Here is a 21,825-nt window from a genome sequence, read left to right as displayed (position 1 = left end):
GAACGGTTCCAAACCAGATCGAGGATCGGAAGCTCTGAGACACGGATCGCAGCGGGCGGTTCTGGCGGCAATCCTGGTGGTGCTCGGCGCAGCATCCGCCCACGCCGCCGGCTGCCCGAAGCTCAAGGCCATGACGCCGCCCGCGCTGGATGCAGCGCTCACCGCGCCCGCCGATGATGCCGGGCAGCTCACGTGGCGGCAGACCACATGGCCGCAGGTGACGGGCGTGCGCGACGGCGCGCTGCTGCTGTCCGGCGGCGTGCGGCTGGTGCCGAAGGGTGTGGTGCTGCCCACGCGCCTCAATCCTGATGCCGAAATCCCCGCGCTGGCCGAAGCGGCCGCCCGTGCCGCACTCGTCGGCCACACGCTCCAGCTGGCGCCGGGGGAGCAAGATCGTCACGGCCGCCGCATCGCCGATGCCCTGGTCCTCACGCCGGAAGGCGCGGTTCCCCTGGCGCGGGCGCTGCTCGTGGCTGGTGCCGCTTATGCCGATCCGGCCTCCGTGCCGGCGTGTGCGGGGGACTTGCGGGCAGCCGAGAACGAGGCCCGCGCGGCCCGCGCCGGCCTGTGGGCCTCGCCCGCCGCGCGCCTCAATGCCGCCAATATCGCCGCCGTCGCCGACCATGTGGGGCTGTTCACCCTGGTGGCCGGCCGGGTGCGGGCCGCCAACAACGCGCGGGGCTTGCTGTATCTCAATTTCGGTCCCCGCTGGCGGGAGGATGTGACGGCGACGCTTCCGGCCTCCCGCGCTGCCAGAATGTCGCGTGCCGGCCTCGCTCCCGCCATTTTGCCCGGCACTTTTGTGAACCTGCGCGGGGTGGTTAACCAAGAGGGCGGGCCCATGCTCGCCCTGCGGACGGCGGCTGCGCTGGAGATCGAGGAGCAGGTGCGGTGAGAGGGGTTGGCGGGCGGAGGCCAGAGGGAACCGGGGTCATCCCCGGCGCGCGCGTGCTGCGCGCGATCCTGCTTGCCTGTGGCCTCTCCCTGCTGCTGACCGCTTGCGCAGGCGTCGATGTGGATCGGTTCAGCTCGCCGGTCGCCGAGGGCGGCGCGCGCAGCCAACTGCCGGAGATGACACCGGCCCAGAAGCGCGAGCACGAACGCCTGGTGGCGAGCTATGGCGGCGCCTATGACGATCCGGAATTGAAGGCGCTGATCCAGCAGGTGGTGGAGCGCCTGGTGGCGGCGTCCGAGCGGCCGGACCTGCGCTATCGCGTCACCGTGCTGAATTCCCCCGCCATCAATGCCTTCGCCTTGCCGGACGGCTCGCTCTACGTGACGCGCGGCCTGCTGGCGCTCGCCAACGACACGTCCGAACTGTCGTCGGTTCTGTCGCACGAGATGGCGCATGTGATCGCGCGCCATGCCTCCATTCGGGAGGATCAGACCAAGCAGGCGGTGCTGGTGAGCCGTGTCATCTCGGATGTGGTGAACGATCCCGATCTCGGCGCCCTCGCCATGGCCAAGAGCCGCATGTCGCTGGCCAGCTTCTCGCGCGGCCAGGAGCTGGAGGCCGACGCCATCGGGGTGGGCATTTCCGCCCGCGCGGGCTTCGATCCGTTCGGCGCCTCGCGCTTCCTCACCGACATGGGCAAGCAGGCCAGCCTGCGCAGCGCCGGCGGCGGGCTCGGCGGCCTCGGCTCCGGCACCGCGCCAGAGATGGACTTCCTCTCCACCCATCCCGCGACGCCCGAACGCATTTCCATCGCCATTGCCAATGCCCGGCAATATGCCACCCCCAACGGCAGCGGCGCATCGGGCGCGAGCCCGGGCGAACGCGACAAGGCCGCCTATCTCGGCGCCATCGACGGCATGGTCTATGGCGACGACCCGAAGGAAGGCTTCGTGCGCGGGCGCAAATTCTTCCATCCCAAGCTCGGCTTCACCTTCGTGGCGCCGGAGGGCTTCTCGCTGGAGAACACCTCCCAGGCCGTGCTCGGCGCCACAGCCTCCGGCTCGGAGGCGCTGCGGCTCGACGCGGTGCGGGTGAACGGCGACCAGTCGCTCGGCCAATATCTCTCCTCCGGCTGGATCGAGGGGGTGGAGATCAATTCGGTGGAGACGCTCACCGTCAACGGCTTCATGGCGGCGACCGCGGTGGCGCGCGGCGAGCAATGGTCGTTCCGCATGTTCGCCATCCGCTTCGGCTCGGACGTCTATCGCCTGATCTTCGCCGCGCGGAACCTCACGCCGGAGCTGGACAAGCAGTTCCGCGCCGCCGCCGACACCTTCCGCCGGGTCGCCAGCGACGAGGCGGAGACGGTGAAGCCGCTGCGCATCCGCGTGGTGTCGGTCGGCCTCGGGGATAATGTGGACAAGATGGCGGCCCGCATGCAGGTGCCGGACCGGCCCATGGAACGCTTCCTGATCCTCAACGGGCTCGATAAGGACGCGAAGCTGCGCTACGGCGACAAGGTGAAGATCGTCGCCGATTGAGCGGGTCTTGTGGACGCGTCCCGTGGGCACGTTGCCTGGGCACGGGCGGGCATGGCGCCAAAAGGCTTAGTGGGCACGAAGCGCGCAATGGGCGTAATGTGCGGCGCAACAGGCGCGATTTCGGCGCGATTGAGGCGGAAAGCCCAAGCAAGCCTTGCAAAATGGGCGTTTCTGCACTAGGTAAGCCGCGTCCGAGACAGTGACCTTCATGCGAGGGCCGTTCGGGCGGGCCGGGGGCGCGGGATACGCTGCCCTCGAAATGTCGGAGGCAGCCCGCCTTGGCTTTCGCTCGGTGCCTGACCTTGCACACCTCAACCTGCTTCGTATCGCGCGGCCTTTGCGCCGGCCCATCGGCTTTGCCGGTGGCGGTTCGGGTGTCTCCCGGACCATCCGCACGATACGGGCGTCCATATCAAAGACGCCGGCGCGAGACAGTTCGGAGACTAGATGTCGTTCGCAGAAACCACGCGTGAAGATTTTGCCTCGTTGCTCGACGAGAGCTTCGGCCGCGCCGATTTGCAGGAAGGCGCCGTCGTCAAGGGCATTGTGGTCGCCATCGAGAAGGATCTGGCGATCATCGATATCGGCCTGAAGACGGAAGGCCGCGTTGCCCTTCGTGAATTCGCCGGCCCCGGCCGGGATGTCCCCATCGCCGTGGGCGATGAGGTCGAGGTGTATCTCGAGCGGGTCGAGAACGCCATGGGCGAAGCCGTTCTCTCGCGCGACAAGGCGCGCCGCGAAGAGAGCTGGGTCAAGCTCGAAAAGGCGTTCACCGCCAATGAGAAGGTCACGGGCGTGATCTTCAACCAGGTCAAGGGCGGCTTCACCGTCGATCTCGACGGCGCCGTGGCCTTCCTCCCGCGCTCGCAGGTCGACATCCGCCCGATCCGCGACGTCGGCCCGCTGATGCACAACCAGCAGCCGTTCCAGATCCTCAAGATGGATCGCCGCCGCGGCAATATCGTCGTCTCCCGCCGCACCGTGCTGGAAGAGACCCGCGCCGAGCAGCGCCACGAGTTGGTCCAGAACCTCGAAGAGGGTCAGGCCATCGACGGCGTGGTGAAGAACATCACCGATTACGGCGCGTTCGTTGACCTCGGCGGCATCGACGGCTTGCTGCACGTCACCGACATCGCCTGGCGCCGCGTGAACCACCCCACCGAAGTGCTGAACATCGGCCAGACGGTGAAGGTGAAGATCATCAAGATCAATCACGAGACCCACCGCATCTCGCTCGGCATGAAGCAGCTCCTCGGCGATCCGTGGGAGGGCATCGAGGCCAAGTATCCGGTGGACGCCCGCTTCAAGGGTCGCGTCACCAACATCACCGACTACGGCGCGTTCGTGGAACTGGAGCCGGGCATCGAAGGCCTGATCCACGTTTCCGAAATGTCGTGGACCAAGAAGAATGTCCACCCCGGCAAGATCGTCTCCACCTCGCAGGAAGTCGAAGTGCAGGTGCTCGAGGTGGATCCCGCCAAGCGCCGCATCTCGCTCGGCCTGAAGCAGACGCTTCAGAATCCGTGGGAAGCGTTCGGCGAGAAGTATGCCCCCGGCGCGGTGGTCGAAGGCGAAGTCAAGAACAAGACCGAGTTCGGCCTGTTCCTCGGCCTCGACGGCGATGTGGACGGCATGGTCCATCTCTCCGACCTCGACTGGAACCGTCCCGGCGAGCAGGTGATCGACGAATTCCGCAAGGGCGACGTGGTCAAGGCCATCGTGCTCGACGTGGACGTCGAGAAGGAGCGCATCTCGCTCGGCATCAAGCAGCTCGCGGGCGATCCGTTCGCCGAAGCCGGCGATGTCAAGAAGGGCGCCATCGTCACCTGCGAAGTCACGGACGTGAAGGACGGCGGCATCGAGGTGAAGCTGACCGGCACCGACCTCACCGCCTTCATCAAGCGCTCCGAGCTGGCGCGCGAGCGCAACGACCAGCGCCCCGAGCGCTTCTCGGTCGGCGAGAAGATGGATGCCCGCGTCACCCTGTTCGACCGCAAGGCGCGCAAGGTGCAGGTCTCCGTCAAGGCGCTGGAAATCGCTGAGGAGAAGGAAGCCGTGGCGGCCTACGGGTCGCAGGACAGCGGCGCGTCGCTCGGCGACATCCTGGGCGCGGCCCTGCGCCAGCGCGCGGACGACGCCAAGGAGTGATCGGTCGCCCTCGGGCACCCGCTCCACGAAAAGAGAAAGGCCGGCTTCGTGCCGGCCTTTTTTATTGGGGAATTGCCCTCGGCGCGCGAGGCGCCAATCAGGTCTTCCGCCGCGACAGGCCGGATACCGAGACCGAGCCGGGTCGATGGCATTGAGGAGCAGGAACCGGTCCCGCCAGCACCAACCGGAACTGCGCTGTCAGTTGAGCCGCAGGATGAAGCGACGGTTCACGGCCTGGAGCGGACGCGCATTCATCGGGAAGATGGCGCGGAAGGTGTCGATGTCAGCCTGGGCGACCTCGATGGACTTCGCGAACACGTTCCAATCCACCACTTCCGAGCACGGCGGCGTGGTGAGCGAGCCTTCATAGCGATAAAGGCTCCGATCAGCTGGCAGGAAGGCGGAGATGTCCATCGCATCCTTCAGCATGGTGGCCCCCTCGGCCTTGGGCGCCGCGGCCATGACGGTGGCGAAAGCGTCGTTCTTCTTGCCCGCCGTCATGAAGACGCCGATCACGGCAAGGCCGCCGGTGGGAGCGGCATGAACGAAGTGCGCTTCCATGGCCGTACGCTGGCCACCCAGCGCATGTTCGCTCGGCGCATGGAAATGAAACTGCCGCAACTCGTAGCGCGTATCGCCCAGGGTGAGGCTGCTTGCCGCGGCCGGCGCGTCCGCCTGGATCGTGTGGCCATTGTTGATGACCTTGAACATCTGGGGCTTCCACGCGGGAACAACCGGATGCAGCTCGGTCGCCACGCTGGAATCGAGATCTATCGGCGATTGCTGGGAGCCGACCTGGCAGGTCTTGAAATCGCCCGCCAGCTGCCCCCATTCGCCGGGGCCGCCGTGGCCTTCGTAAGTCCAATGGACGGAGGAATCGGCCATTGCCGCCTGCGCGCAGAGCGGACATGCGGCGAGGCCCTTCAGGAAACTGCGACGCGTGAAAGACATTTATTTCATGCCCCAGTAAGCGCTTCTCCGGGCGGCAACATAACTGTGATCGCATCCGCGTGCCACGCTTAAGCCGGCGCGTCGGCGAAAATTGCGAAATACGCCCGAGCATGCGATTCGCGCGCCGAAACGGGCGTAGGAGATCGCCAGCTCCAAGTCCGGTTGCCAAAGTGCGCGGGCGCGCTTAACTGACGGAGCCGGGGGCGGCAGGAGAAGCGTGATGTCGCTGGACGTGGACCAGATCGTCGATCGTCGCAGGTTGCGGCACAAGCTCACGTTCTGGCGCACCTTGGCGGTGCTGGCCCTGGTTCTGGCCATCGGCGGCGCCACTTATTATGCGGTTGGCCGCAGCGATCTTTCCTCCTCGCCCCATGTGGCGCGCCTCGTCATCGGCGGCATCATCCGCAATGACCGCGACCGCGTGGAGCTGATCGACCGGATCGCGAAATCCCGCGCCTCGGCGGTGATCCTCTCCATCGACAGCCCCGGCGGCACGGTCACCGGCTCCGAGCAATTGTTCGACGCCCTGCGCCGCCTCGCCGAGAAGAAGCCGGTGGTGGCGGTGGTGGAAGGCATGGCGGCGTCCGGCGCCTATATCGCCGCTATGGGGGCGGACCATATCGTCGCGCGGCGCAATTCCCTGGTGGGCTCCATCGGGGTGATCTTTCAATTCCCAAATGTCACGGACCTGCTGAAGAACGTCGGGGTGAAGATGGAGGACATCAAGTCCTCGCCCCTGAAAGCCGCGCCCAATGGCTATGAGCCGACCAGCCCCGAGGCGCGCGCCGCCATCAATGCGCTGGTGGTGGACAGCTATGATTGGTTCAAGGGCCTGGTGGCGGAACGCCGCGCGCTCTCCGACGCGAAGCTCGCCGCCGTCACCGACGGGCGGGTGTTCACCGGACACCAGGGGCTTGAATTGCAATTGGTGGATGAACTGGGCGACGAACGCACCGCGCGCGCCTGGTTGAGCCGCGAGAAGGGGGTTCCCGAAAGCCTGCGCACCCGTACCTGGTCCAGCAAGACGGTGGGCGACGAGTTCGGCTGGCTGCGCGGCAGTGCATCCTGGCTGCTCTCGGCGGTGGGTTTGCAAGAGGCGGCGCAGCTTGTGTCGCGGATCGCCCGGGGGGCTCTGGAACGCACTCAGCTTGACGGGTTATTGGCCCTCTGGCACCCTCAGATCGGGTCGTGAAGCCACAGGCAGAACACCACATCCAAATCCGCCGCGCCCGCAACCTGGGACGCGTGAACGAGCCGGCAGCCGTTCCGGTTGCAGGCGACCACGGATCGGTCACGAAGGAAGCTGAGCGGTCATGATTAAGTCCGAGCTGGTCCAGAAGATCGCCGAGGCGAACCCGCATCTTTATCAGCGGGACGTGGAAAACATCGTCAACGCGATCCTGGAGCAGATCGTCTCCGCCCTCGCGCGCGGCGACCGGGTGGAATTGCGCGGCTTCGGCGCCTTCTCGGTGAAGAAGCGCGACGCCCGCACCGGCCGCAACCCGCGCACCGGCAAGCAGGTGGACGTGGACGAAAAGATCGTCCCCTATTTCAAGACCGGCAAGGAGATGCGCGAGCGTCTCAATATCGAGGGATGATTCGGTTCGTGCGACGCTTTCTTTCCCTTCTCATCGGCCTGCCGGTGTGCATCGTGGTGGTGGCCCTGGCGGTCGCCAATCGCAAGATGGTCACGGTCTCGCTGGACCCTTTCAACCCCGATTCCACCACCCTGGCCGTAACTTTGCCGCTGTTCGCGCTGATCTTCGCGACCCTGATCGCGGGCGTGGTGATCGGCGGCGCCGTGACCTGGCTCGGCCAGCGCCGCTTCCGCAAGGAAGCCAAGCGCGCCCGCAAGATCCTGCCGCCCGAGCCGCCGCGCTCCGCCTCCGGCGCGCCGGCGCTGCCGGCTCCGATCCGCAACGCCTGATCGTCGCCGGGAAATCGCCCGGCAACTTCCGGCATGCAAACCTGCGCCGGAAGAAGACTTCCGATTCATGGGCCCTTGCGGCTGAGCGGCCCTTGAGACTGAGCGGCCCTGGCGGCTCAGTGGCCAACGCCGCGCGGCACTTCCAGCCGGGCGCGTTCGGAATCCAGCCGCTCGATCACCAGCTTCGCCACCAGCGTGACCAGCGCAACCCCCGCCAGCACGGTTGCGGCGGCAAAGGCGGCGGCCACCTGGCTGTCCTGATACAGAAGCTCGATCTGCAACGGCAGGGTTGAGGTCTGGCCGCGAATATTGCCGGACACGATCGACACCGCGCCGAATTCCCCCATCACCCGCGCATTGCACAGGGTCGCGCCATAGAGCAGCGCGAAGCGCACATTGGGCAGTGTCACGGTGCGCAGGATGCGCCAGCCCGAGGCGCCGAGCGTCACCGCCGCCTCTTCCTCCTCGCGGCCCTGGGCCATCATCAGCGGCACGATCTCGCGCGCGACGAAGGGCGCCGTCACGAACAGGCTGGCGAGGATGATGGCGGGAATGGCGAACATGATCTTGATGTCATGCGCCTGGAGAAACGGCCCCAGCAGCCCCTGCGCGCCATAGACGAAGAGATAGGCGACGCCCGCGACGATGGGCGAGATGGAGAACGGCAGTTCGATCACCGCCAGCAGGAAACCGCGGCCGGGGAAGGAAAACTTCGCCACGGTCCAGGCGGCGGCGATGCCGAAGGCCACGTTGACCGGCACGCACACCAGCGCCGCGAACAGGGTGAGGCCCATGGCGTGCAGCGTATCAGGCCGCACCAGGCTTTCGGCGAAGGTGGCCCAGCCGCGCCCGAAGGCTTCCGAGAAGATCGAGGCGAGCGGCGCCAGCAGGACGAACAGTGTGACCGCCAGCACCAGCGACACCAGGATGGTGCGGGTGAGGCGGCCGTCGCCGACCCGGCGGCGTGGCGGGGAGGCCCGGTCGCTCACGGCTCAATCCTCCCGGATGGCGCGGCGCTGGTGCCACGCCTGGATGAGATTGACGCTCACCAGCAGCAGGAAGGCGAGGCCGAGCATGGTGGCGGCGATGGCGGCGGCGGCGGGATAGTCATATTCCTCGATCCGGATGAAGGCGAGCAGCGCCACGATCTCGGTGCGGAACGGCTGGTTGCCGGCGATGAACACCACGGCGCCGAACTCGCCCAGCGAGCGCGCAAACGCCAGCGAGCAGCCGGCCAGGAAGGCGGGGAAGATGGCCGGCAGGATCACGGTCCAGAACACCCGCAGGTCCGAGGCGCCGAGCGTGGTCGCGGCCTCCTCCACGTCGGCGGCGAGGTCCTCCAGCACCGGCTGCACGGTGCGCACCACGAACGGCAGGCTGGTGAAGGCCATGGCGCAGGCGATGCCGGCGGGGGCATAGGCCACCTGGATGCCCCATTCCGCCAGCGGCCGGCCGAACCAGCCGTTCTTGGCGAACAAGGCGGTCAGCGCGAGGCCGGCGACGGCGGTCGGCAAGGCGAACGGCACGTCCACCAGGGCATCGAGCCAGCGCTTGCCGGGAAATTCATAGCGCACCAGCACCCAGGCGAGCGCGAGGCCATAGACCGCGTTGAAGGCGGTGGCGGCGGCGGCGGTGGTGATGGTCACCTGGAACGACGCCAGCGTGCGCGGCGAGGTCATGATCGCGATATAGCGCGCTAATCCCACGTCGCCCGCCTTCAGCAGCAGGGCGGCGATGGGTAGCAGGACAATCAGGCCGAGATAGGTGAGCGTGATGCCGAGCGACAGACGGAAGCCCGGGATGACGCTGAACATGAAAGGTCCTTCTTATCCTGCGCGGCCGCGCCCCTGGTGGGGCGCGAGGAAAATCAATAGCCCGGCAGGTAGAAGCGGTCCGGCAGGGGATAGCGGCCGGGAACGATGCTCGCCTGCCCCGCGCCGTAGGTGGGATAATTATATTCCGCCGGCAGGGCATAATCGAGATAGGACTTGGAACCCGGCTTCACCACCGTGCCGGCATCCAGCGGCGAGCGCTTGGTGACGACGATCTTGGTGCGGGGCTTCGAGACCTTGGCAGTGGTGGGCTTGCTCGTGGTCGGCTTGCTGATGGTCGTCGTGGTCGTGCTCGAGGCGGTCTGGGCCTCGGCCATGCCGACGGACGCGAACGTCAACGCAACGGCGATGGTGAGAAGCGGCGCGAAACGCATAGGACCCTCCAGCACGGCAAACGAGCCGTCACGATTCCGGTTACGGCACGAACGCATTGTAAGCAAGGAAACCCTGACGGTCGAGGTCGGTTCCTTTACTGAGGACGCGATCGCGTGACCCGCCGGCAACACCTGCGCCGCACCCCTGCGCCGCACCCTGCGCGGCCGCATCGCACCCCATCCATTGCGCAAAGGCGCGCGAGAGCTTAAATCACGGCCTTCCGGCATATGAGACCGGCAACTTCAAGGGAAGATCATGGGTTACAAGGTCGCCGTCGCCGGCGCCACAGGCAATGTGGGCCGGGAGATCCTTTCGATCCTCGACGAGCGGGGCTTCCCCGCGGACGAGGTGGTTGCGCTTGCGTCGCGCCGGTCCATGGGGACCGAGGTCTCGTTCGGCGACAAAACCCTGAAAGTGAAGGATCTCGCCACCTACGACTTCTCCGACACCGACATCTGCCTGATGTCGGCGGGCGGAGCCGTGTCGAAGGAATTCTCGCCGAAGATCGGCGCCGCGGGCTGTGTCGTCATCGACAATTCCTCGCAATGGCGCACCGATCCCGACGTGCCGCTGATCGTTCCGGAAGTGAACGCGGACGCCATCGTCGGCTTCAAGAAGAAGAACATCATCGCCAATCCCAATTGCTCGACCGCGCAATTGGTGGTGGCGCTGAAGCCGCTTCATGATGCCGCGACCATCAAGCGCGTGGTGGTCTCGACCTATCAATCCGTCTCCGGCGCCGGCAAGGACGCCATGGACGAATTGTTCGCCCAGACCCGGGCGATCTTCGTCTCCGACCCGGTCGAGCCGAAGATTTTTCCCAAGCGCATCGCCTTCAACCTGATCCCCCAGATCGATACGTTCATGGAGGACGGGTACACGAAGGAAGAATGGAAGATGGTGGTCGAGACCAAGAAGATTCTCGATCCCAAGATCAAGCTCACCGCCACCTGCGTGCGGGTGCCGGTGTTCATCTCCCATTCCGAATCGGTGAACGTGGAATTCGAGAAGCCGCTCTCCGCCGAGGAGGCGCGCAAGATCCTGCGCAATGCGCCGGGCATCCTGCTGCTCGATACCCGCGAGCCGGGCGGCTATGCCACCCCCCACGAGGCGGCGGGCGAGGACGCGACCTATATCTCGCGCCTGCGCGACGACCCGACCGTGGACAATGGCATCGCCTTCTGGTGCGTCTCGGACAATCTGCGCAAGGGCGCGGCGCTGAACGCGGTGCAGATCGCCGAAGTGCTGATCAACCGCAAGCTGATCACCTCGCGCCGCAAGGCGGCGTGATCGGCTGAGCTTCTAAAGCAAGCCACGTGCGAACGGCCCTCCTCGGAGGGCCGTTTTCGTTTGGGGGGCGCGGTGCCCTTCGCGTGCTGGCCCTCAGGCGATCTTGCGGGCCGGCGCCGGCAGCATGGAGCCGGTTTCGCGCGCCCGCACATGCCAGGAGAGCGCCTCCTCGATCAAATGCGGGGTATGGCCGCCGCGGGCCAGCGCGCGCTCGAAATAATCGGCGATCTGGTCGCGATAGAGCGGGTGCACGCAATTGGCGATGATCAGGCGCGCCCGCTCGCGCGGCGCCAGTTCGCGCAGGTCCGCAAGGCCGATGTCGGTCACCACCAGGTCCACATCGTGCTCGGTATGGTCCACATGGGACACGAACGGCACGATGGAGGAAATCGCGCCGTCCTTGGCGATGGATTTCGTCACGAACACCGAGAGATAGGCGTTGCGGGCGAAATCCCCCGAGCCGCCGATGCCGTTCATCATCATCGTGCCGCCCACATGGGTGGAATTGATGTTGCCGTAGAGGTCGAACTCCAGCGCCGTGTTGATGGCGATGATGCCGAGCCGGCGGATGATCTCGGGATGGTTGGAGATTTCCTGCGGCCGCAGGATCAGGCGCGGCTTGTAGCGGGCAATCTGCGGGATCACCGCGTCATATTTCGTCTTGGACAAGGTGATGGAGGAGCCCGAGGCGAAGTTCAGCTTGCCGGCGTCGAACAGATCGAAGGTGGAATCCTGCAGCACCTCCGAATACATAGTCAGATCGTGGAATGGGCTCTCGATGAAGCCGTGCATCACCGCATTCGCAATCGTGCCGATGCCCGCCTGCAACGGCTGGAGACGATTGGTGAGGCGCCCGCGCGCCACCTCGTGCTTCAGGAAGTCCATGAGATGGCCGGCGATGGCGGCGGTCTCCGGGTCCGGCGGGAGGACGGTGGAGGCGGAATCCAGCTTCTTCGTCACCACGATGGCGACGATCTTTTCCGGCGGAATGGCGATGAAGGGCAGGCCCACCCGGCTCTCCGGCGACACCACGGGAATCGGTTCGCGGAACGGCCGGCGGGTCGGGATATAAATGTCGTGCAGCCCCTCCAGCTCCAGCGGCTGGGAGAGGTTGATCTCGATGATCACCTTCTCGGCCAGGATCGCGAAGGTGGCCGAATTGCCCACCGAGGTGGTGGGGATGATGCCGCCCTGGGCGGTGATCGCCACCGCCTCCACCACCGCGACATCGATGGGGCCAAGCTGGTGGGTGCGCAGATGCTCCACCGTCTCCGACAGATGCTGGTCGACGAACATCACCTCGCCGGAATTGATCGCCTTGCGCAGCGCCGGGTCGGCTTGGAACGGGATGCGGCGCGACAGCACATGGGCTTCCGCCAATTGCTTGTCGAGATCGTTGCCCAGGGAGGCGCCGGTGACGAGGGTGATCTTGAACGGCTCGCGCTTCGCCCGCTCCGCCAGCGCCAGGGGCACGGCCTTGGCCTCGCCCGCGCGGGTGAAGCCGCTCATGCCCACCATCATGCCGTCCTTGATATGGGATGCGGCTTCCTCGGCAGAGACCACCTTTTCGAGCAGCGAGGCGAGGCGGATCCGGTCGTGCGGCATGAATGAGGCTTCCTGCTGATCCTGAGGACGAGGCAAAAAACACCATTGGCACGCGGTCCGCGACCTAGGTATTCCACGATGGTCGCAAGCTTAATCGCCGTTTGCAGGGCTGGTCTGCGCGGGGCGAGGAGCTTCGTTCAGGCGCGGATCGCGATTCGCAGGCCGAAGGCGTCGGTCTCCGGCGGATCGGGAAAGCAGAGCGCGGTCCCATGGGCCACCCGCCATGCGGTCCAGGCGCAGGCGCTCGCATCGATGAGATCGTCGAGCCCCACCCGCAGCATGCGCGCGGTGGAGGCCGTCAGCGCCTCGGTCGGCAGTCCGGCCCCGGCGAGCAGGCCGATGCGCAGCGCGAGGCCGGGCGCACAAGGCGCGCTCTTCACCTTCTTCGGCTCGGCGAGCGCATGGCCCTGCATCGCCTGGAAACTCACTTCCGGGTGGCATTCCACCAGCCGCGCCCGCAATTCCGGCCGGGCGCGCAGCAGGCGGTCGGCTTCGGCGATCTTGGGGAAGATGTGGAAGCATTGCTTGGAAACCGCGCGCGGCGGATCGGAGGTCGCACGCGCGGCGGCGCAGGCGGCGGCATAAAGCGCACCTTCCTGCTGCCCGGCGTCCGCGCCCGTGCCTTCGCCGATGCCGGCGGTGACGGCGGCGCGCGACGGCACCGAGAACACGCTCGACTGCCGCATCCCCAGCAGCGGCCGCACGAGGCGCTCCGGCGCGCGCCCGCCGGCCCCGACCCGCTCCGGCAGGCCGATGGGAATGTCGAGCGCGGCGCAGGCGAACGCCGGATCGCCGGAAAAGCTCTCCTCCAGCCGGCCGATGCGCGCCAATTCCAGAGTGCCGTGCCCGTCCCAGATCGCGCGCACCCAGCCGCCGGGGCAGCCGTCGAAGCCGGCATAGCGCTGCGGCGGGGAAAGCGGAGGCTGGGTCTGCATCATCGTCCTGGGTCGGCGAAGGATCAGCTTTGACGTTGGCATGCGCCCGCATCCCCGGCTAGGTTGCAGAGCACAATTCCTGAGGGGGAGAGAGCCACGATGAGCATCCGTCCGCGCCGCAGCGTGCTGTACATGCCCGGTTCCAATGCGCGCGCCCTGGAAAAGGCCCGCACCCTGCCGGCCGATGCGGTGATCCTGGATCTGGAGGACGCGGTCGCCCCCGACGCCAAGGTGGAGGCCCGGGCGCGGGTGGTGGACAGCGTGAAGGCCGGCGGCTTCGGCCATCGCGAGGTGGTGATCCGCGTCAACGGTCTGGATACGCCCTGGGGCGCCGACGATCTCACCGCCGCCGCCGGTGCCGCGCCCGACGCCATCCTGCTGCCCAAGGTGCAGGACCCCGAGCAGCTCCAGGTGGTGGGCGCGCGCCTGAAAGCGCTCGGCGTGCCGGACGAGACCCGCGTGTGGGCGATGATCGAGACCCCGCTCGCCATCTTCGCCCTCAAGGAAATTGCAGAGGCCGCGCGCGATCCGCTGACCCGGCTCGACGTGTTCGTGCTCGGCACCAATGATCTCGCCAAGGAAACCCGCGCCGCGCTCGTGCCCGGCCGCGCGCCCATGTACGGCTGGCTGATGATGGCGGTCGCCGCCGCCCATGCCTATGGCATCGACGTGCTGGACGGGGTGTGGAACCAGTTCCAGGACCAGGAGGGTTTTCTCGCCGAATGCGCCCAGGGCGTCGAGATGGGCATGGACGGCAAGACGCTGATCCACCCCACCCAGATCGAGCCCTGCAACACCGCCTTCAGCCCGCCGGAAGCGGAAATCGCCCGCGCCCGCGCCATCATCGACGTGTTCGACCTGCCGGAGAATGCCGGCAAGGGCGTGGTGACGCTGGACGGGCGCATGGTGGAGCGGATGCACGCCGACATGGCGCGGCGCACGGTGGCGCTTGCCGACGCCATCGCCGGGCGCGCCTGACCGCCATGGCCCTCACCATCACCATGCTGGCCTATCCCGGCATGACCCAGCTCGATTTCACCGCGCCGTTCGAGGTGTTCGCCCGCCTCCCGGACGCGAAGGTGCAGATCGCCTGGAAGAAGACCAAGCCGGTGGCGGACGCCGCCGGCCTCTCCATCGTGCCGAGCGTGAAATTCTCGAAAGCCCTGCCTGGCGACGTGCTGTTCGTGCCCGGCGGTCCGGGCCAGCTGGAGCTGATGGAAGACGAGGATGTGCTCGACTTCCTCTATGCCCAGGCCAAGGGCGCGCGCTACATCACTTCGGTGTGCACCGGCTCGCTGGTGCTCGCTGCCGCCGGCCTGCTGCGCGGCTATCGCGCCACTTGCCACTGGCTCTCGCTCGACCAATTGGCGCTGATGGGCGCCATTCCGGTGGCGGAGCGGGTGGTGATCGACCGCAACCGCATCACCGGGGCGGGCGTCACCTCCGGGCTTGATTTCGCCTTGCGGCTCGCCCAGGAGATCGCCGGCGAGGAAGAAGCGCGGCGCATCCGCCTCGCCATCGAATATGATCCCCAGCCGCCTTTCGCGCCCATGGGCGAGGAGGACCCCCGCCTGATCGAGGAGGTGCGGGCCCGCACCGCCGCGTTCCAGCGCCGCCGCGAAGAGGTGGCGGAAAAGGTGGGCCGGCGGCTCAATACGCCTTGAACCGGGTGCTCCCCATGAAGCTCTATCGTTATCTGACCGGTCCCGACGACGTCGCCTTCTGCAAGCGCGTGAGTGCGGCGCTCAACAAGGGCTGGCAATTGCACGGTGCGCCGACGCTGACCTTCGATCCCGTGAAGGGCCGCGTGATCTGCGGCCAGGCGATCGTCAAGGAGGTGCCCGGCGACTGGTCCGACGACGTGGTGCTCTCGGAATACTGAGCGGCCATTCCCAGCCGAGCCATTCCCAGCCGAGCCTGCCCCGCGAAGCCCTGGTCGGATCGAGCTCGGGCGCCTGCCTACAGCCCGCAGGCGCCGCGCGGGGCGCCGTTTTGCGCGGCTCCCAGCCAATCCTTACAGAACCGATAGATCCGCCTCGGATTGACCGCAACCATTGCGCCGCGGCAGGGCGGGGGTGCGCCGGTCGCCGGAGTGTGCGAGGCGCTGGCAGATCTCCTTGATTCTTGATTGGCTATCTCAGCCCGGCCGCATTCGCTATCTCAGCCCGGCCGCCGCGCCTCGACACGCATAGCGGCGGCAGGATCGCTGGATCCATCGCGCCGCGCCGACACCTTCCGGTCACCACGCACCGCCTCGCCGAGCGCCGGTTTGCGCGCTCTCCTCATCCCCGCCGGGGGGGGGATTGCGGAAACATTCCAAATCCAGCCAGGCAAAAACCGGGAGCAGGCGAGGGGTGATGCGCTGTGGAAATTAATCATTGTTGACTCCGCCTGACAAAGTTCTGTCATATGACAGCTGTGGCACAGACTCTGTGGCGCAGGGGCTGCGTGTTAAGTGCTTGCTCTGACGATAAAAAATGGGCGGCAGCGGGGGGATCTGGGATGGCGCGTGGGAACATTGTAGACGGGGCGAGTACGCCTCGCCGTTGGACGCACGTGCACGTTGCAGGGGAAGGGCGGACAGAGCGGCGGACAGTCCGGAGCGGATTGCTCGGCTCCTCCGCCTTGGGCTCGGTGCTGATTGTGGGCGGCCTCGTGCTCGCCGCTTCACTGAGCGCGCCGACGTCTGCGCTCGCCTTGCCGCCGAGCAATTGCACCGTGACCGGCACGACCACCCTCGTGCAGTGCGACTCGACCTTCGCGTCGGTGAGCATGGTTCCCGGCACCGGCTCGCTCACCGTTACCGACCTGACCACGGTCGGCGTGGGCTATGTTTCCCCGCTGACCACCGGGACCTATGATCAAACCGTGACCATCACCGGAAATACGGTGATCAACAATCCGGCCTATAGCGGCCTTATCATGCAGTTCGGGACGAATTCGGGGGGAACCGTGATCCCCGTGACCGTCAATGCCGCCGTCACGGTGGGTGCCGGCGTCAGCATCACCTCGCATGACGGCTTCGGCGCGGTCTGGGTGCGCAATGATTACGGCGGCTCGATCTCCATCGACAATGCCGGCACGCTGCTCAGCTCTTGGACCGCGACCGTTTATCCCCCCGCGGCCGCGCTCGATGCCACCACCAATCTCGGCGCCGTGACCGTGGTCAACAGCGGTTCGGTTACTTCGGTCAATGGTCGCGGCATCTATGCGGACGGCAATTATCGTGGTCCGACCGATGGCACGGAGCAGACCGTCTCGGTCACCAACACGGCGACCGGCACCGTCAGTTCGATGGGCGCGAGCATCCGCGTCATCGATTATTTCGGCTTGGCCCAGATCATCAATGACGGCACGGTGAATTCCACGCTGCAGCAAGGCTTGGTCACCTGGTCGGCCGCGGGCGATTCGCTGATCCGCAACTCCGGCCATGTGACCTCCGGCAATGACAATGCGGTCTTTGCCATGTCGGAGATCGGATCCTCGACCATCGTGAACAGCGGCACGGTCACGGCCACCGGCGACCCGACGCTCGACGCCGCGCATTCCGCCCTCACCAGCCCCCAGGGCATGAACGGCCTGCGCACCTCGGCCTACACCTCCGGCGATGTCAGCATCACCAATACCGCGACCGGCAACGTGACCTCGAACCGGGATGCCGGCATCCGGGCCGAGACCCCCACGGGCAATGCGACCGTCGTCAATGACGGTACCGTCACCGGCGTCTATGGCATCGTCGTCAATAGCGGCGTCGGCACGGGCACAACCGATGCCACCGTTCCCACCATCGCCGGCACGGCCCGGGTGACCAATACCGGCACGGTTAACGCCAGCGACCTTGCGGTGCTGATCGACGCCACGACCAATGCGCTGGTGAACAGCGGGACGCTCGCGACCACCGGCGCGATCGCGGTCCAGACCGGCAACGGGAACTCGACCGTTACAACCAGCGGCAGGATCTCCGCCGGCTCCCCGTCCGGCACCGCGATCAGCTTCGGCTCGGGCAGCAATCGCCTGGTGCTCGCCGACACCGCCACGCTGGTGGGCAATGTCATCAACGCCAGCACCGGTAACACGCTGGAATTGAACGGCAGCGCCTCCGGCACGCTCGATCTCGCCAGCGTCAGCGCGACCGGCGCCTTCCAGGGCTTCTCCACGCTCGTGAAGTCGGGCAGCGGCACCTGGAGCCTGGTGGGCAGCGGCGGCAGCCTTGCGGGCGCGTTCGCCGTCAATGGCGGCACGCTACAGGTCGGCAATGGCGGCACCTCCGGCACCATCGCCAATGACGTCGTGGTGGCGAACGGTGCAGCCTTGGCCTTCAACCGCTCCGACCAGGTCATCTATGCCAATGTGATTTCCGGCGCGGGCGCACTCATCAAGAACGGCACCGGCACGCTGATCCTGACCGGCGAGAACATCTATACCGGCGGCACGTTCATCAACCAGGGCACGCTGCAGATCGGCGATGGCGGCACGGTCGGCTCGGTCCTCGGCGATATCGTCAACAATGCCGCGCTGGTGTTCAACCGGTCCGGCACCTACGAATTCCCGGGGAGCATCTCCGGCTCCGGCTCGGTGACGATCATCGGCGGCACGGTGAACTTCACCGGCGCCAGCGGGTTCAACGGCTCCATCGATGTGGAGGGTTCCGACTTCATCCTGTCGCCCGGCGCCGTCTCCACCTCACCGTTCCTGGTGGGCGCGGGCGGTACGATCGGTGGCACGGGGACCATTGGCGGCCTCACGGTGCAGTCGGGCGGAACGGTCTCCCCCGGCTATTCTCCCGGCACGCTGGCGGTAAACGGCAACGTCGCATTCGCGGCCGGCACCACCTATGTGGTCGATGTCACCATGGCGGCGCATGACCTGATCATCGCGAGCGGCACCGCCACGCTGACCGGCGGCACGGTTCAGGTGCTGGCCGACAGCGGCTATACCAAGCCGCTGGCGACCTACACCATTCTCTCCGCGAACGGCGGCGTGAACGGCCAGTTCGCCGCCGTCACCGCGAACTACGCCTTCCTGACACCGCTGCTCAGCTACGACACCTACAATGTCTATCTGACGTTGGCGCGCAATGACGTCAGGTTCGCCAGCCTCGCCGTGACCCCGAACCAGATCACCACCGCCGAAGCCACCCAGATGCTCGGCTTGGGCAATACGGTGTTCGACGCGGTGCTGCAATTGCCGGCCGCGTCCGTGCCCACCGCCCTCAATGCATTGTCCGGCGAGATCTATGCTTCGACGGCGAGCGTGATCCAGCAGCAGTCGGTCTATGTGCGCGATGCGGTGACCGGCCGGCTGCGCCAATCGGTGTTCGCGCCGGGCGTCGAGCCTTTGTCTTATGCCTCCAAGGCCGCGGGGCCGGCGACCGCCCAGCTCTCCGCCAGCCTCACGCCCACGCTGTGGGCCCAGGGCTATGGCGGATGGGGCAACACCTTCTCCGACGGCAATGCGGCGAGCATCTCCAACTCCATCGGCGGCTTCCTCATCGGTGCCGACGTGGCGGTTCTGCCCAATGCCCGGGCCGGCATCTTCGGCGGCTTCAGCCAGTCGCAGTTCGACGTGGATTCGCGGTCGTCCTCCGGCTCCATGGACAATTACGACCTCGGCCTCTACGGCGCCGCCCAGTTCGGTGCCCTGGCTGCGAGAGGCGGGCTCTCCTACACGTGGCACGATGTTTCCGTGGACCGCACCGTGGCTTTCCCGGGCGTGTACCAGGGGCTCAGCGCCGGCTATACCGTGGGAACCACCCAGGTGTTCGGCGAACTCGGCTATGACATGGCGGTCGGCGCCTATGCCTTCGAGCCGTTCGTCGCGGCGGCCTATGTGGCGACCAACGCAGGGTCCTTCACCGAGACCTGGGGCGCGGCGGGGCTGCGCGGGAGCATCGAGTCGTTCGATACCTTCTACACCACGCTCGGCGTGCGGGCCGCGACCACGCTCCAGGTGATGGGGCATACGCTGACCCCGAACGCGACCCTCGGCTGGCAGCATGCGTTCGGCGACACGGACCCAACCTCCACCATGCTGTTCCAGGGCGGCGCGACGCCGTTCCAGGTGTCGGGCGTGCCGATCGCGGAAGATGCGCTGATGCTGGGGGCAGGGCTGTCCTACCAGCTCTCGAACGTGGCGGCCTTGTCGGTGAACTATACCGGCCAGCTCGCCAGCAACGCCACGCAGAACGCCTTCACTGCACAGTTCTCGCTGCAGTTCTGAGGCGAGGGCCGGAACCGATCAGGTTGTTTCAACCTGATCGGTGAATCCGTCTGGAGCATTTTCGAGCGAAGTGGATACCGGTTCGCGTGAAGAAAATGCGACAACGCAATGACTGAGAGCAATTCATTGTTTCCGGGAAATAATGAAATGCTCTCAGTGTCAGACCTCGAACGTCACCGCCACCGGCACATGGTCGGAGGGCCGCTCCCAGCTGCGGGCCTCGCGCAGCACGGTCATGGCGCTGGCGTGGGGGGCAAGGCCGGGGCTGGTCCACACATGGTCGAGCCGGCGGCCGCGATCGTTCACCGTCCAGTCGGGCGAGCGATAGCTCCACCAGGTGAACAGCTTCTCCTGCGGCGGCACAAAGCGGCGCATCACGTCCACCCAGGGGCCTGAGGCCTGGAGCGCATTCAGCCGGTCCACCTCCACCGGGGTGTGGCTCACCACGCCGAGCAATTGCTTGTGGCCCCACACGTCGGTTTCCAGCGGCGCGATGTTGAGATCGCCCACCAGCACCGCGTGGCCATCCTGCGCATTCACCTGCTGGGGCAGGCGCTCCCAGGCGGTGAGTTCGTCGAGAAACGCCAGCTTGTGGGCGAATTTCTCGTTCAGCTCCGGGTCGGGAATGTCGCCGCCCGCCGGCACGTAGAAATTATGCACCGTCACCGGCGCGGACAGCCCGGCCGAGGCGCCGAGCGTCACGGCGATATGGCGGGCATCGCCCTTGGCGCAGAATTCCTGCCGCTCGATGGCCTCGAACGGCAGACGCGAGAGCGTCGCGACCCCGTGCCAGCCCTTCTGCCCGTTGAGTGCGATATGGGGAAAGCCCAGCTCGCGCACTGCCGCGAGTGGAAACTTGTCGTCCTGGCACTTGGTTTCCTGGAGGCACAGGACGTCGGGCTTCAAGCGCTCCACCATGGCCTTCACGAGGTCGAGGCGGATGCGGATGGAATTGATGTTCCAGGTGCAGACGGTGAGGGACACGGAGGACTCGACGCTCGTTCGGCGGGAGCGCGAGACCTAGACCCTCGGCATGCGCGCTGGCAAGGGCGCATGCGCTGGCAAGGGCACAAGAGCGGCGGGCGGGAGCGTCGTCGGCGCCCTATTGCAGCATGCGTTCGAAATTGATCACGAACAGCTTGGGATCGGGCCGGCGGGTATAGTCGAGCTTGTAGAGCGCGACCGAGGTGTCATAGCCCTGCGGATCGGTGACGATCCATTGCTTGAGGCTGTAGTTCTTGGCGTCGAACAGGATCAGCAGGCGATAGGTGCCGATCATGGGGATGGTCTCTTCCATCACCACGCTGATGTAGAGGTCGTCCTGGTAGACGCCCTTCACATGCGGGTCGCGGGCAAGGTCCGTGCGCTCGGACAGCAGGAAGCGCAGCGGCGTCTGCGACAGCGGGGTGATGTCCTGCGTGTTCAGCTTGCGGTCGCGCACCGCCACCGACTGGCCGTTGGCGATCAGCTCGATGGGCACCGGCGCGTCATATTCGAAGCGCACCCGGCCGGGCTTCTGCATGTAGAAATCGCCGGTCTTGCGCGTGCCGTCGGGATCCACCTGCACGAACGTGCCGGTGAGGGTCTGCACCGAATTCCAATAGGCGCTGATCTTGTCGGCGGTGGCGGGGTCGGCGCTGTCGAGATTGGTCTGGGAGGGCGCGGCGACCGGCCCCTGCGGCGCGCGTGGGCCGTTGGCGCGGGCGGCGCTCTGGTTGGGGGCGAGCTGAAGCGGCGCGCCGGGGGCGGCATTGGCGCTCGCCGGGCGCTGCTGGGGCAAGGGCACGTTGACTGGCGCGGCGGAGGCCTGCGCGGCCGATTGCGGCGCAAGGCTCTGGGGCGCGGCGGGCGCGCTCGGCTTGGGCACCGCCACCTGGGGCGCGAAAATCTGCGAGGGACTGGGCTGCGACGCGGTGCCGCCGGGTCCCAGCACTTCGCCGGGCGGCAAAAGCACGCCTTGCGCGGTCGCGCCGCCGCTCAGCCCCGCGCCGGCGAAGGCCGCAACGCCGAAGGCAAGGAGGAAGGCGAAAGGCGAAGGCCGGCGATGAGGCATCAGGGGGTCTCGATGGGCGAACGGGGCGTGCGGACGAATCTTCAAGGTCACACT

Annotated in this window: 19 protein-coding genes; 11 read left to right on the top strand and 8 right to left on the bottom strand. The window is 66.7% G+C overall.

The window, feature by feature from the left end; all coding sequences use genetic code 11:
• The first annotated feature begins 79 nt into the window (after nt 1–79).
• The 3 genes from V5G24_RS20235 to rpsA all read left to right on the top strand — a co-directional run bounded on the left by V5G24_RS20235 (nt 80) and on the right by rpsA (nt 4,584).
• Nucleotides 80–895, top strand: coding sequence for a thermonuclease family protein (locus V5G24_RS20235; protein WP_394084884.1), 816 nt, complete (start codon nt 80–82; stop codon nt 893–895).
• Between the two features lie 53 nt (nt 896–948).
• Nucleotides 949–2,436, top strand: coding sequence for a M48 family metalloprotease (locus tag V5G24_RS20230; RefSeq protein WP_394084885.1), 1,488 nt, complete (start codon nt 949–951; stop codon nt 2,434–2,436).
• A 447-nt stretch (nt 2,437–2,883) separates the two neighbouring features.
• Nucleotides 2,884–4,584 carry a 30S ribosomal protein S1 gene (rpsA, locus tag V5G24_RS20225; protein WP_394084886.1) on the top strand — a complete coding sequence of 567 codons (1,701 nt, stop codon included), beginning with the start codon at nt 2,884–2,886 and terminating at the stop codon, nt 4,582–4,584.
• A gap of 198 nt (nt 4,585–4,782) precedes the next feature.
• Here rpsA and V5G24_RS20220 read toward each other — a convergent pair whose 3' ends face one another.
• Nucleotides 4,783–5,535, bottom strand: coding sequence for a carbonic anhydrase (locus tag V5G24_RS20220; RefSeq protein WP_394084887.1), 753 nt, complete (start codon nt 5,533–5,535; stop codon nt 4,783–4,785).
• Nucleotides 5,536–5,755: 220 nt separating this feature from the next.
• On the opposite strand from V5G24_RS20220, the gene sppA reads away from it, so the two are divergent.
• The 3 genes from sppA (at nt 5,756) to V5G24_RS20205 (ending at nt 7,462) form a co-directional block, all read left to right on the top strand.
• A complete protein-coding gene (gene sppA / locus V5G24_RS20215) occupies nt 5,756–6,727 on the top strand; it encodes a signal peptide peptidase SppA (RefSeq protein WP_394084888.1) in 972 nt (323 codons plus the stop codon).
• A 121-nt stretch (nt 6,728–6,848) separates the two neighbouring features.
• Nucleotides 6,849–7,133 (top strand): integration host factor subunit beta, encoded by a 285-nt coding sequence (ihfB, locus tag V5G24_RS20210; protein WP_348846829.1) that lies wholly within the window; start codon nt 6,849–6,851, stop codon nt 7,131–7,133.
• A gap of 8 nt (nt 7,134–7,141) precedes the next feature.
• Complete coding sequence (locus tag V5G24_RS20205) at nt 7,142–7,462, top strand: lipopolysaccharide assembly protein LapA domain-containing protein (RefSeq protein WP_394084889.1); 321 nt, start codon at nt 7,142–7,144, stop codon at nt 7,460–7,462.
• Between the two features lie 116 nt (nt 7,463–7,578).
• Here V5G24_RS20205 and cysW read toward each other — a convergent pair whose 3' ends face one another.
• From cysW to V5G24_RS20190, 3 genes are read right to left on the bottom strand one after another with little or no spacing between them, the layout of a single operon-like run.
• Entirely contained in the window at nt 7,579–8,451 is an 873-nt protein-coding gene (gene cysW / locus V5G24_RS20200) for a sulfate ABC transporter permease subunit CysW (RefSeq protein ID WP_394084890.1), read from the bottom strand.
• A gap of 3 nt (nt 8,452–8,454) precedes the next feature.
• On the bottom strand, nt 8,455–9,276 hold the full coding sequence (cysT, locus tag V5G24_RS20195) for a sulfate ABC transporter permease subunit CysT (RefSeq protein WP_394084891.1): 822 nt from the start codon (nt 9,274–9,276) through the stop codon (nt 8,455–8,457).
• A gap of 53 nt (nt 9,277–9,329) precedes the next feature.
• Nucleotides 9,330–9,668, bottom strand: a complete 339-nt coding sequence (locus V5G24_RS20190) for a hypothetical protein (protein WP_394084892.1) — start codon at nt 9,666–9,668, stop codon at nt 9,330–9,332.
• A gap of 256 nt (nt 9,669–9,924) precedes the next feature.
• Between V5G24_RS20190 and V5G24_RS20185 the strand changes: the two genes are divergently transcribed.
• Complete coding sequence (locus V5G24_RS20185; protein ID WP_394084893.1) at nt 9,925–10,959, top strand: aspartate-semialdehyde dehydrogenase; 1,035 nt, start codon at nt 9,925–9,927, stop codon at nt 10,957–10,959.
• Nucleotides 10,960–11,052: 93 nt separating this feature from the next.
• Here the strand turns inward: V5G24_RS20185 and scpC are convergent, their stop codons facing one another.
• Nucleotides 11,053–12,564, bottom strand: a complete 1,512-nt coding sequence (gene scpC, locus V5G24_RS20180) for a succinyl-CoA:acetate CoA-transferase ScpC (protein WP_394084894.1) — start codon at nt 12,562–12,564, stop codon at nt 11,053–11,055.
• A 137-nt stretch (nt 12,565–12,701) separates the two neighbouring features.
• Complete coding sequence (locus V5G24_RS20175) at nt 12,702–13,502, bottom strand: DUF429 domain-containing protein (protein WP_394084895.1); 801 nt, start codon at nt 13,500–13,502, stop codon at nt 12,702–12,704.
• A gap of 96 nt (nt 13,503–13,598) precedes the next feature.
• On the opposite strand from V5G24_RS20175, the gene V5G24_RS20170 reads away from it, so the two are divergent.
• The 4 genes from V5G24_RS20170 (at nt 13,599) to V5G24_RS20155 (ending at nt 19,718) form a co-directional block, all read left to right on the top strand.
• Nucleotides 13,599–14,477: an HpcH/HpaI aldolase/citrate lyase family protein gene (locus tag V5G24_RS20170; RefSeq protein ID WP_394084896.1), complete on the top strand. Its 879-nt coding sequence runs from the start codon at nt 13,599–13,601 to the stop codon at nt 14,475–14,477.
• Nucleotides 14,478–14,482: 5 nt separating this feature from the next.
• A complete protein-coding gene (locus V5G24_RS20165; RefSeq protein ID WP_394084897.1) occupies nt 14,483–15,163 on the top strand; it encodes a DJ-1/PfpI family protein in 681 nt (226 codons plus the stop codon).
• Nucleotides 15,164–15,177: 14 nt separating this feature from the next.
• Nucleotides 15,178–15,381 (top strand): DUF1737 domain-containing protein, encoded by a 204-nt coding sequence (locus V5G24_RS20160; RefSeq protein WP_394084898.1) that lies wholly within the window; start codon nt 15,178–15,180, stop codon nt 15,379–15,381.
• A gap of 725 nt (nt 15,382–16,106) precedes the next feature.
• Entirely contained in the window at nt 16,107–19,718 is a 3,612-nt protein-coding gene (locus V5G24_RS20155) for an autotransporter domain-containing protein (protein WP_394084899.1), read from the top strand.
• Nucleotides 19,719–19,877: 159 nt separating this feature from the next.
• Here V5G24_RS20155 and V5G24_RS20150 read toward each other — a convergent pair whose 3' ends face one another.
• Nucleotides 19,878–20,702 (bottom strand): exodeoxyribonuclease III, encoded by an 825-nt coding sequence (locus V5G24_RS20150; RefSeq protein ID WP_394084900.1) that lies wholly within the window; start codon nt 20,700–20,702, stop codon nt 19,878–19,880.
• 118 nt (nt 20,703–20,820) lie between these two features.
• Nucleotides 20,821–21,771 (bottom strand): outer-membrane lipoprotein carrier protein LolA, encoded by a 951-nt coding sequence (locus tag V5G24_RS20145; RefSeq protein WP_394084901.1) that lies wholly within the window; start codon nt 21,769–21,771, stop codon nt 20,821–20,823.
• Between the last annotated feature and the right edge of the window lie 54 nt (nt 21,772–21,825).

This window comes from Roseixanthobacter finlandensis, assembly GCF_043195105.2.
Classification (GTDB): domain Bacteria; phylum Pseudomonadota; class Alphaproteobacteria; order Rhizobiales; family Xanthobacteraceae; genus NCEH01.
The sequence above is the reverse complement of the archived record's forward strand: the minus strand, read 5'-3'. Positions and strand labels throughout refer to the sequence as shown.

Coding starts and splice junctions, on each gene's coding strand:
- rpsA (WP_394084886.1), top strand. CDS start 2,884: ATGTCGTTCGCAGAAACCACGCGTGAAGATTTTGCCTCGTTGCTCGAC.
- V5G24_RS20220 (WP_394084887.1), bottom strand. CDS start 5,535: ATGTCTTTCACGCGTCGCAGTTTCCTGAAGGGCCTCGCCGCATGTCCG.
- sppA (WP_394084888.1), top strand. CDS start 5,756: ATGTCGCTGGACGTGGACCAGATCGTCGATCGTCGCAGGTTGCGGCAC.
- ihfB (WP_348846829.1), top strand. CDS start 6,849: ATGATTAAGTCCGAGCTGGTCCAGAAGATCGCCGAGGCGAACCCGCAT.
- cysT (WP_394084891.1), bottom strand. CDS start 9,276: ATGTTCAGCGTCATCCCGGGCTTCCGTCTGTCGCTCGGCATCACGCTC.
- V5G24_RS20190 (WP_394084892.1), bottom strand. CDS start 9,668: ATGCGTTTCGCGCCGCTTCTCACCATCGCCGTTGCGTTGACGTTCGCG.
- V5G24_RS20185 (WP_394084893.1), top strand. CDS start 9,925: ATGGGTTACAAGGTCGCCGTCGCCGGCGCCACAGGCAATGTGGGCCGG.
- scpC (WP_394084894.1), bottom strand. CDS start 12,564: ATGCCGCACGACCGGATCCGCCTCGCCTCGCTGCTCGAAAAGGTGGTC.
- V5G24_RS20175 (WP_394084895.1), bottom strand. CDS start 13,502: ATGATGCAGACCCAGCCTCCGCTTTCCCCGCCGCAGCGCTATGCCGGC.
- V5G24_RS20170 (WP_394084896.1), top strand. CDS start 13,599: ATGAGCATCCGTCCGCGCCGCAGCGTGCTGTACATGCCCGGTTCCAAT.
- V5G24_RS20165 (WP_394084897.1), top strand. CDS start 14,483: ATGGCCCTCACCATCACCATGCTGGCCTATCCCGGCATGACCCAGCTC.
- V5G24_RS20160 (WP_394084898.1), top strand. CDS start 15,178: ATGAAGCTCTATCGTTATCTGACCGGTCCCGACGACGTCGCCTTCTGC.
- V5G24_RS20145 (WP_394084901.1), bottom strand. CDS start 21,771: ATGCCTCATCGCCGGCCTTCGCCTTTCGCCTTCCTCCTTGCCTTCGGC.